This is a genomic window from Leisingera sp. G5_S3_59_S7 (genome assembly GCF_054968485.1).
This window is the reverse complement of the sequence record NZ_JBQKUH010000047.1, coordinates 24,813-34,470: the sequence shown is the minus strand read 5'-3', so window position 1 is coordinate 34,470 and position 9,658 is coordinate 24,813. Positions and strand designations below refer to the sequence as shown.

Annotated in this window: 6 protein-coding genes; 2 read left to right on the top strand and 4 right to left on the bottom strand. The window is 63.4% G+C overall.

Annotated features, from left to right (window positions below; all coding sequences use genetic code 11):
- Positions 1–30: 30 nt before the first annotated feature.
- Both ACTRWG_RS17555 and ACTRWG_RS17550 read right to left on the bottom strand, forming a co-directional pair.
- Positions 31–879, bottom strand: a complete 849-nt coding sequence (locus ACTRWG_RS17555) for a fumarylacetoacetate hydrolase family protein (protein ID WP_027235321.1) — start codon at positions 877–879, stop codon at positions 31–33.
- A gap of 32 nt (positions 880–911) precedes the next feature.
- Complete coding sequence (locus ACTRWG_RS17550) at positions 912–3,857, bottom strand: ABC transporter transmembrane domain-containing protein (protein ID WP_209320219.1); 2,946 nt, start codon at positions 3,855–3,857, stop codon at positions 912–914.
- A gap of 247 nt (positions 3,858–4,104) precedes the next feature.
- On the opposite strand from ACTRWG_RS17550, the gene ACTRWG_RS17545 reads away from it, so the two are divergent.
- On the top strand, positions 4,105–4,497 hold the full coding sequence (locus ACTRWG_RS17545; protein ID WP_027235323.1) for a DUF3307 domain-containing protein: 393 nt from the start codon (positions 4,105–4,107) through the stop codon (positions 4,495–4,497).
- 132 nt (positions 4,498–4,629) lie between these two features.
- Here the strand turns inward: ACTRWG_RS17545 and ACTRWG_RS17540 are convergent, their stop codons facing one another.
- Positions 4,630–5,088 (bottom strand): Lrp/AsnC family transcriptional regulator, encoded by a 459-nt coding sequence (locus tag ACTRWG_RS17540; protein ID WP_027235324.1) that lies wholly within the window; start codon positions 5,086–5,088, stop codon positions 4,630–4,632.
- A 147-nt stretch (positions 5,089–5,235) separates the two neighbouring features.
- On the opposite strand from ACTRWG_RS17540, the gene ACTRWG_RS17535 reads away from it, so the two are divergent.
- Positions 5,236–8,658, top strand: coding sequence for an indolepyruvate ferredoxin oxidoreductase family protein (locus ACTRWG_RS17535; protein WP_462829703.1), 3,423 nt, complete (start codon positions 5,236–5,238; stop codon positions 8,656–8,658).
- A 31-nt stretch (positions 8,659–8,689) separates the two neighbouring features.
- On the opposite strand, the gene ACTRWG_RS17530 is transcribed toward ACTRWG_RS17535, so the two are convergent.
- Complete coding sequence (locus ACTRWG_RS17530; protein WP_462829702.1) at positions 8,690–9,355, bottom strand: TetR/AcrR family transcriptional regulator; 666 nt, start codon at positions 9,353–9,355, stop codon at positions 8,690–8,692.
- Between the last annotated feature and the right edge of the window lie 303 nt (positions 9,356–9,658).

Genomic DNA, 9,658 nt, shown 5'->3' with positions numbered 1-9,658 from the left:
AGCGCCCCGCCTTGCCTCACCCGCCTTGCCTCAGCTGTCCGCGCGCACGGTCTGGGTCTGAACGCCCAAGCCCTCGATCTCCAGCCGCATCACGTCACCCGGCTTCAGATAGACCGGTGCGGGCTTGATCCCCATGCCTACGCCCGGCGGTGTCCCGGTGGCGATCACGTCGCCTGGGTGCAAGGTCATCAGCTGGCTCAGATGCGCGATGATCTGGGCCACTGTGAATACCATTGTGCGGGTGCTGCCGGTTTGTTTGCGTTCGCCGTTCACGTCGCACGTGAGCCACAGCGCCTGCGGATCGGGCACCTCGTCCCGGGTCACCAGCCAGGGGCCTATGGGCCCGAAGCTGTCGCAGCTCTTGCCCTTGGTCCATTGGCCGGTCAGCTTAGTCTGAAAGTCGCGCTCCGACACATCGTTGATCACGCAGTACCCCGCAACGTGGTTCAGCGCCTCTGCCTCCGGCACGTATTTGGCAGCGGTGCCGATCACCACGCCCAATTCCACCTCCCAATCCGCAGCAACCGAGCCGCGCGGCAGGATCACGTCGTCATTTGCGCCAACAATCGAAGACGTGGCCTTGAGGAAGAGGATCGGATGCTCCGGCAGATCCATGTTCATTTCTTCGGCGTGATCGGTGTAGTTGAGGCCGATCCCCAGAAATTTGCCGGCCTGGCCGACACACGGCGCCAGGTCCGGCGCGCCCGGCACCAGCGGCAGGGTTTGCGGGTCCAGCGCGGCCAGCCGGGCCAAGGTCGCGTCATCCAGCACCGCTCCGGTGATATCCGGCACATGCGCGGACAGGTCCCGGACCGCGCCAGCGCTGTCCAACAACCCCGGCCGCACGTCTCCCCCGGCGCGGTATCGCAGCAGTTTCATGAGTGTTTCCCCTGTGTCCTGGTTGTTCCGGTTCAGTTGGAGACGTAGCCCGCCACCACCTGCAGCAGCTTGAAGGCGGTCGAGGCATCGTTTTCGACAACCGCCAGGAATTCCTCCTCGCCGATGCGCAGGCAGCGCAGGTCGCTCTCCGCTATCATGCTCAGCGCCCGGGGCTCCTGCCGGATCAGCCCCAGCTCTCCGACCAGCCGCCCGGGCCCGACCCTGGCAATCAACCGGTCCTCTGCACCCTCCTGCGGCAGATAAAGCCCCGCCTCGCCTTCGAGGATCATATAGGCGCCGTCCGAGGCCTCATCATCCTTGAGAAAAACCGCCTCGCCTTTGGCGGCCTCGTACCAGCGTGCGCCGAATGCCAGCAGGCGCAGCTGGCGGCGGTTCAGGCCGGAGAACAGTTCCGTCTGTTCCAGCGCCCGAAGCTTGCGGGCGAGGTCCTGGCTGGCCGCCCCCTCGCTGGCCGCCACCTCCTGCGCCTCGTCGCTGACCAGCCGTCCCTGGCGCAGTTCATAAAAGACGTCGAAAACATCCGGATTCTGGAAGCCGGACGCTAGGTAGATCAGCGTGGTGTCCGGCAGCAGTTTGCGCAGGTTTTTGTGCACTGCCACCCGGGTTTCAAGGTCATAGCTCGCCATGGCGGAATCCAGGATCAGGATATCCGGCCGCTTGATGGTGGCCCGGCAGAATGCCAGCGGTTCTGCGAAACTGGCTGCCAGCCCTTGCCCGCCGACGGCGATCGGCATGTCAAAGATCAGCTCTACCACCTGGTCGCGCAGCCCCTCGCGCACCATCAGATCCGAAACCAGCTTGCGCACCTCGTCGCCTTTGGCGCCGGCCGCATCGGAGATTTTACCGAACAAGGCGTTTTCAAGAACCGTCAAGGTGGGCGCAAAACTGCCGCCGGAAAACGGCACAAAGCTTGCCCCCAGCGTTTCCAGCAGGCTTTCCCCGTGCGTGCGGCGGAAACTCAGGATGCGCTCCTTCATCCCGTCCTCAAACGCCGGGCCGATCTGTTCCGCAGAAATGGTGAAGGGCACGATCAGCAGCTGCGCCAGCTCTTCGCGGCTGAGCGCTGCGGCGTTGTCGGCCCCCTGCCGGTCAACCAGGGCAATCGCTGCCTCATAGGCCTCCACATCCAGCCCCAGTTTGCGGAACAGCGGGTGGCCGGTGCCATCCATGCCAAAGATCTGCCGCAGCATCTCCACCACGTCGCGGGTCAGCGACACCAGCCCCTTGTCCAGCCCCAGCTGCTTGAGCTGGCCGAGAAACTCCGCGTGCCGCAGCAGCGTTTCAACGGTCATGGTTTCTTGAGACGCGGCAAACAGCAGGTTCTCCGCAACCGGCAGTGCCGGGTTGTAGCTGTCCGCGTCCAGAAAATGCACATGCACGTCCAGGCCTGCGATCTTGACGGCCTCGCGCACAGCCGGGCGCAGCCTGACCAGCTGTTCTGCAAGGTCCGGGTGCGCAGGGGCCTCAAAGTACTGCTCGATGCCGCGGCGGAACAATGCGGTGTCGGACCCTATCCCCTCCACCAGTTTCAGCCACCAGCCCCGCAGCTCCTCCTCGCTGGAGAATCCCGCCAGCTCCGGGTCCAGCCAGGGCGCGTCAAAGGGGTCCGGGCTGTTGCCAGCCCGAATGGCCGTTTCCAGCCGCTCAAGGTCTTGCGCCTCGCCCAGCGGGCGCAGGCGCATCGGCATCATCACATTGTCGCCGAACGAGCCCTGAAACAGAACCGGCCGCGAGGTGGCGTAGCCGATCCGTGCCGCCAGCGTGGCCTGGTGCATGCCGCTGAGGTTCTGGTCCGCCACCGTCACCGCGCCCGACGACGGCAGAATCTCCCTTGTCAGAAGTTCCGCCAGGGCGCGCCTGTCTTCCTCCGAGGGGGCGGCAATCCCGATCACCTGCCCGGCGGGGAAAGCGGCACTCAGCTCCTCCAGCACAAGGTTCCCGTCGGCGTCCCGCACGGTGACGGAATCCAGCACAATGTCACCTTTGAGGTGCGCCAGTTCCTCCGGCTCGCCGGTCATCAGCTTTTCGCCGACCATCCCCTGCGGTGCAAAGCGCTCAAGAACCACGTCCCAGCGCAAGCTCATGTCCTGGGTCTGGTTGTAATAGGCCAGCAGCTCTTTCCAGGGTGCTGCGAGGTCCTTGTAGGCGGCTAGCGCCGCCACCAGCGCCCCCAGCGAGACCTTGCCTTGCAGCACCAGATAGCCGCCGACCGCATAGAAGAAGAAGGGGGTCAGCTGGGTTATGAAGTTGTTGAGAAACTTCATAAAGAACTTCTTCTGATAGATCTGGAAGCGGATTTCGTACAGCCGTCCCAGCCGTTCGGTGATCACCGCCATCCGGTAGCGCCAGCCGCCGTTGATCCTCAGCGTCGCGGCGCCCGCGGCGCTTTCGCCGATCTCAGTGGCCAGCGCGCGCACCTGCTTGATCCGCTTTTTGTTCAGCTGGTTGATCTGGCGCTGCAGCATCGGGATCAGCCATCCCTGCAGCGGAATAAGCGCAATCGCCGCCATCCCGAACCAGAAGTTCTGCAGGAACAGGAAGAACAGGATGGTCAGCATCTGGCCCGCTTGCAGTACCGGCTGGCTGACCGCATCCCCCATCAGCCCGCCCATCGGTTCCGACTCGGAGGTCACCATCGACACCAGTTCGCCCTGGCTGACGCGCTCGAAATATGGCTGCGGAAAGCGCAGCACCCGGGCGATCAGCTGATAGCGGAAGCGGCGCAGCATGCGCTCGGCCAGCACCCCCTTCATGGTGTTGATCCGCATTTTCAGCAAGCCGTGACAGAGAACCGACACCAGGAAGGCGCCGCACAGGATCCACAGGAACGTCAGTTGGTCGAAACTGTAGCCGAGCACAGTGACGGTGGAAGTTTCCGAGCCGATTGCATCGTTGATTATCCGCTTGGGCAGTTCCAGCGTCAGATACAGCAGCGGGAACAGGCAGGCGGTGACCATCAGCAGCACCAGCTGATCGCGTTTCGAGTATTTCCAGATGAAACGGAACAGAGAGCGTTCGATGGGAAAGCTCCATCAATGGCGGCTTCGGGTGTGGTCTGCCTTATGGGTAGCGCGGTTTGGCGGGCACAGGCAATGGGCAGAAATCCGCTTTGTCCCGTTACGGCACCCTGCTGGCGCGGCATTTGCCAGGCGGCGAAAAATCCGTAAGGTTCCAGCCAGGTACCCATGCTGGAGGTCATTCGGTTTGCCGGACTATGTCGGATCTGTTCTGCTGCTGCTCTGCGCTTTGCAGGTCAAACACCTGTTTGCCGACTTCTTTCTGCAAACGCCCAAAATGCTATCCGGCCGCTGTGCCTATGTCCACGTGGGGCGCGCCCAGCATGCCGGGGTTCATGTCATCGGATCAGCCATCGTCTTTTTGCTGTTCGGCGCACCGGTGATGTTCATCCTGGTGCTCGGTGCGCTGGAATGGGTGGTGCATTTCCACATCGACTTCGGCAAGGCCCGGTTCTCCGAGCGCCGCAAGCTGAACCCGCAGCAACCGTTGTTCTGGCAGGCGATGGGCTCTGACCAGGCGCTGCACCAGCTGACCTATATCGCCATGGCCTGGGCCTGGGTGAAATACGCCGCGATGTAGAAGGCGGCCGCCGGCTTGGGAGCGCCCCCCCCAGCCCCCCGGGGTACTTCTGCAAAGAAGGAGCTCAAGAACGGGGCTAATTTTACTTTGCGCAAATACCCCTGCCGGAGGCATGCGCCGAAGGCGCACTTTTCAGGGTACCACAGGCTTGTCCCGTTTGATCGTGCGAAGCACCACATTGGTCTGGGCACTGGCAACCGCCGGAAGGCGGAACAGGAAATCCTCCAGGAACCGGTTATAGGCGTCCAGATCAGGCGCCAGCACCCGCAGATGATAATCGGCCTGGCCGGTGGTGGCATAGCATTCCTGCACCAGCGGGCTGGTCTCCACCGCCCGGATGAACTCCACCAGCTTGTCCGGATCGTGGCGGGTCAGATGCACGTGCACAATGGCCTGGAACGCCAGGCCCATGGCAGGCGCATTCACCACCGCGCCGTAGTGCTCAATAATGCCCGCATCCTCCAGCGCCCGCACCCGGCGCCACAGGGCAGAGGGCGACATGCCCACTGCCTCCGCCAAGTCGGCATTGGAGATGCGGGAATCTTCCTGCAGCAGGGTCAAAATACTGCGGTCGCGGTGATCAAGCTTCATCTGGCGGTCAGAATTTCCGGTCTTTCTCAAGTTTTCGGGTAATATACCCATATTCCTTCGTAAAACCAGCAAGTCTGGCAATTCATTTCACGCAGGGAGGATTATCTTTCCGCGATCAACAGTTTCCGAGCAAGGACTTCCCCCGCGATGACCAAGCTGAGCCACGATTTCCGCAGCTACAAGCTGGACGACCGTTACGAGATGACCAAGGGCCGAGTGTTCCTGACCGGCACCCAAGCGCTGGCCCGGGTGATGCTGGACCAGGCGCGCCGCGACCGCGAAGCGGGGCTGAACACCGCAGGGTTTGTATCGGGCTACCGCGGATCGCCGCTGGGCGGAGTGGACTTGGAATTCTGGCGCGCCAAGGCGCGGATGCAGGAAAACCGGATCAAGTTCATGCCCGCCGTGAACGAGGACCTGGGCGCCACCGCCGTTCTGGGCGCCCAGCAGGCGGTGCTGGACCCGCACTGCGAGGTCGAGGGCGTGTTTTCCATGTGGTATGGCAAGGGACCGGGCGTCGACCGGTCGGGCGACGCGCTGAAGCACGGCAACGCCTATGGCTCGTCCGCCAAGGGCGGCGTCCTAGTGGTGGCCGGCGACGACCACGGCTGTGTCAGCTCCTCCATGCCGCACCAGTCTGACGTCGCCTTCATGTCCTGGTTCATGCCGGTGCTGAACCCGGCGGATGTCTCTGAATATCTGACCTTTGGCGAGTACGGCTTTGCCTTGTCGCGCTACTCCGGCACCTGGGTTGGCATCAAGGCGGTTTCGGAAACCGTGGAAAGCGCGCGCTCGGTCGAGCTGCAGCCGGACCGCCAGTTCGTTTTTCCCGATCTGCCGGAGTATCCCGGCGGCCTGCATATCCGCCGCGCCGACCTGCCCTCGCCCGAGATCGAGACCCGCATCCACGCCAAGCTGGACGCGGTGCGCACCTTTGCCGAGGCGAACCCGATCGACAAGCGGATCTATGACATCAAAGAGGCCCGCTTCGGTTTCGTGTCCACCGGCAAGGGCCACCTGGACTTGATGGAGGCGCTGCGGCTTCTGGGGCTGGATGAGGCCGCGTGCCGCCGCCTGGGCATCGACATCTACAAGGTCGGCATGGTCTGGCCGCTGGACCGCACCGATGCGCTGAAGTTCGTTAAGGGCAAGCAGGAAGTTCTGGTTGTCGAAGAAAAGCGCGGCATCATCGAGAGCCAGTTCAAGGAAAACTTCTATGACTGGCCCGGCAACAAGCCGGAGAAGATGGTCGGCAAATACGACAGCGAGGGCAACCCGCTGATCCCCTGGACCGGAGAGCTGAGCCCGCTGCTGCTGGCGCCGATCGTGGCAGCGCGGCTGGACAAGTTCTTCCCGGAGGAAAACCTGCCCGCTAAGGCGGCAGCGCTGACTGCGGAGCCGCCGAAGGTGCTGAACGTGCCTGGTGCCACCCGCACGCCCTATTTCTGCTCCGGCTGCCCGCACAACACCTCAACCAAGCTGCCGGCGGGATCCAAGGCGTTTTCCGGCATCGGCTGCCACGTGATGGCGAGCTGGATGGACCGCGAGACGGCGGGCTATGCGCAGATGGGTGGCGAAGGCGTGCCGTGGACCGTGGCCTCGCAGTTCAACGGGGGCAAGCATGTGTTCCAGAACCTGGGCGAAGGCACCTGGTATCACTCCGGCTCGCTGGCGATCCGGCAGGCGGTCGCGGCCGGCACCAACATCACCTACAAGATCCTTTACAATGACGCGGTGGCGATGACCGGCGGCCAGCCGGTGGACGGGCCGGTCTCGGTGCATGGCATCGCGCAGACCTGCCGTGCCGAAGGGGTTGAACGGATTGCCCTGGTCTCGGACGACATCGGCAAGTTCAGCCGCGGCGACTTCCCGGCGGGCACAACCTTCCACGACCGCAGCGCGCTGGACACGGTTCAGCGGGAACTGCGCGAGATCCCCGGCGTCACCGTGCTGATCTACGAACAGACCTGCGCCACCGAAAAGCGCCGCCGCCGCAAGCGCGGCAAGATGGAAGACCCGGCCAAGTTTGCCTTCATCAACGATCTGGTCTGCGAAGGCTGCGGGGATTGCTCGGTGGAGTCCAACTGCCTGAGCGTGGAGCCGAAGGAGACGCCCTTTGGCCGCAAGCGCAAGATCAACCTGTCGACCTGCAACAAGGATTTTTCCTGCCTGAACGGCTTCTGCCCCAGCTTTGTAACCGTCGAAGGTGCCGCCCGCCGCAAGAAGAAGATCGCCGGGCTGGATGCCGCTGCGCTGACGGCCAAGCTGCCCGCGCCCGAACTGCCCGCGCTTTCAGAGCCGTTTGACCTGCTGGTCACCGGGGTTGGCGGCACCGGCGTTGTCACCGTGGGCGCACTGATCACAATGGCGGCGCATCTGGAGGGCAAGGGCGCAAGCGTGTTGGATTTCACCGGCTTTGCCCAGAAGTTCGGCACGGTTCTGAGCTACATCCGGCTGTCGACTGCTCCGGACACTTTGAACCAAGTGCGGATTGATCAGGCCGGCGCGGATGCCGTGATCGGCTGCGATGTGGTGGTCAGCTCGGCGCCCAAGGCGTCGGTCCATTACCGGTCCGGCACCAAGGTGGTGCTGAACCGGGCGGAGATGCCTACTGGCGACCTAGTGCTGCGCCGCGATGCAGACCTGATGGCGGGCGTGCGCGAGAAGACCATCGCCGATGCTGTCGGCCCGAAAAACCTCTCCGGCTTCAACGCCAATGAGGCGGCGGAAAAGATGCTGGGCGATGCGGTTCTGGCCAACGTCATGATGCTGGGCTTTGCCTGGCAAAAGGGGCTGGTGCCGGTCAGCGCCGGGGCGCTGGACCAGGCGATTGAGCTGAACGGCGTTGCGATTGACAAGAACCGCCTGGCCTTTGCAATCGGGCGCGCCATGGCGGTTGATCCGAACCTGGTTGCCAGCCATTACGAGGAAGCACCCCAAAGGGAGGAAACGCTGGACGAGCTGATTGAGCGCCGTGCTACTTTCCTCACCGGATATCAGAACATGGCCTATGCCAGCCGCTATACCGCGGCCCTGAACCGGTTCCGCGAGGCGCTGCCCCGCGACGCGCAGGAGGAGCTGACGGCAGCAGCAGCCCGGTCGCTGTTCAAACTGATGGCCTACAAGGACGAGTATGAGGTCGCCAGGCTGCTGACCAGCGACAGGTTCCGGCATCAGCTGGAGGAGGAGTTCGAGGGCGATTTCTCCGTGAAATACCACCTCGCCCCGCCGCTGCTGAACTGGAAGCAGGACGCACGCGGGCGCCCGGTCAAACGGGTCTTTGGCGCCTGGCTGCGTCCGGCGATGAACCTTTTGGCCAAAGGCAAGGCTCTGCGCGGTTCGGCCTTCAACATCTTCGGCTACCACGAAGAGGCCCGGCTGCACCGCGAGCTGCTGGCCTGGTATGAGGGCGTGCTCGAGACCGTCGCCAGCCGCTACGCCGCAGAGAAGCGCGAAGCCTGCCTGAAGCTGCTGAAAGCGCCAATGGAAATCCGCGGTTACGGCCCGGTGCGCCTGCAAGCCGCCAAGGACGTCCGTGCGGACGCCGCGGAAACGCTCAACAACCTGTAATCCAAACCGCCGGCCCGCACGGGCCGGCGTGTCACACATCCCAGTGCTGGCGAGTGAATTCGGTAAAAGCTTCCATTTCCTCCGGCAGCGGCTCGCGCCCGGTGAACACCTTGAGGTATTCCGGCGTCACCTCCAGCCGGTGGGCGTGGCTTTCGTTCGGGTCAGCCATGTCATAGCCAAGCTGCATGTAATAAAGCACTTTGGCGCGGGTCACCGCCTCTCGCCCCGGGTAGCCGTAACGTTCGAACATGCCGGTCAAGGCTTCGACCCGGCGGCGGTCCGAGCGGTCCAGCAGGCTGCGCACTTTGCCGGAACGGCGCGACCAGTCGCGCACCGCAAAATCCAGGGCGGTGTTGAACAGGTTGGGGTTGGTGATGCAGTGGAACACGTTCAGCACCGCCGCGGTGATGGTCCTGGCCGGAGCCTCGGCCTGGCGGACCATGCCTGCGGTGTTGGTCTGCTCCCAAGTCTTCAGCAGCGCATCCAGCAAATCCTGGCGAGACTTGAAATACCAGTAGAAGGACGAGCGCGAGACCTGCATCCGCTCCGCCAGCGCCAGCACCTTCACCTGCTCCACCCCGTCAGAGATCAGCACATCCATCGCTACATTCAGCCAGTCATTGCGGGTGACTTTGATATTGCCGACCAGCGGCTCAGCCTCCGGATCGTCGCGGTGGAGAACAGGTTTCTGCGCCATGTGCGTCCCTTCGGATCCTTCGCATTTACGGTCATCTTATGCCGGGGGGACTGCGGGCGCCAACATCGCAGTTCCGCAGGCCGGCAACAGCGGTAAAAGCCGAGTGGCATGAAGGCCACAGGCCCTGCGCGGCAGGTCTGTTTCGCTCCGGACCACCCGCCGCAGCGCCGTGCTGCACTACGCAAATGCCGGTTAAATTTCCCTTTTACCGCGGGCCACTGACCAAATGGGGTTTGACTACACGGGGTCCGGCGCGCGAAGGTGAGGCAAAAAAACAGGGGAACACACGATCTCATGCACGCC

Excerpts from the sequence above, each read along its gene's own strand:
- ACTRWG_RS17535 (WP_462829703.1), top strand. The coding sequence starts at position 5,236 with ATGACCAAGCTGAGCCACGATTTCCGCAGCTACAAGCTGGACGACCGT.
- ACTRWG_RS17530 (WP_462829702.1), bottom strand. The coding sequence starts at position 9,355 with ATGGCGCAGAAACCTGTTCTCCACCGCGACGATCCGGAGGCTGAGCCG.
- ACTRWG_RS17550 (WP_209320219.1), bottom strand. The coding sequence starts at position 3,857 with ATGGTCACCGCCTGCCTGTTCCCGCTGCTGTATCTGACGCTGGAACTG.
- ACTRWG_RS17555 (WP_027235321.1), bottom strand. The coding sequence starts at position 879 with ATGAAACTGCTGCGATACCGCGCCGGGGGAGACGTGCGGCCGGGGTTG.
- ACTRWG_RS17540 (WP_027235324.1), bottom strand. The coding sequence starts at position 5,088 with ATGAAGCTTGATCACCGCGACCGCAGTATTTTGACCCTGCTGCAGGAA.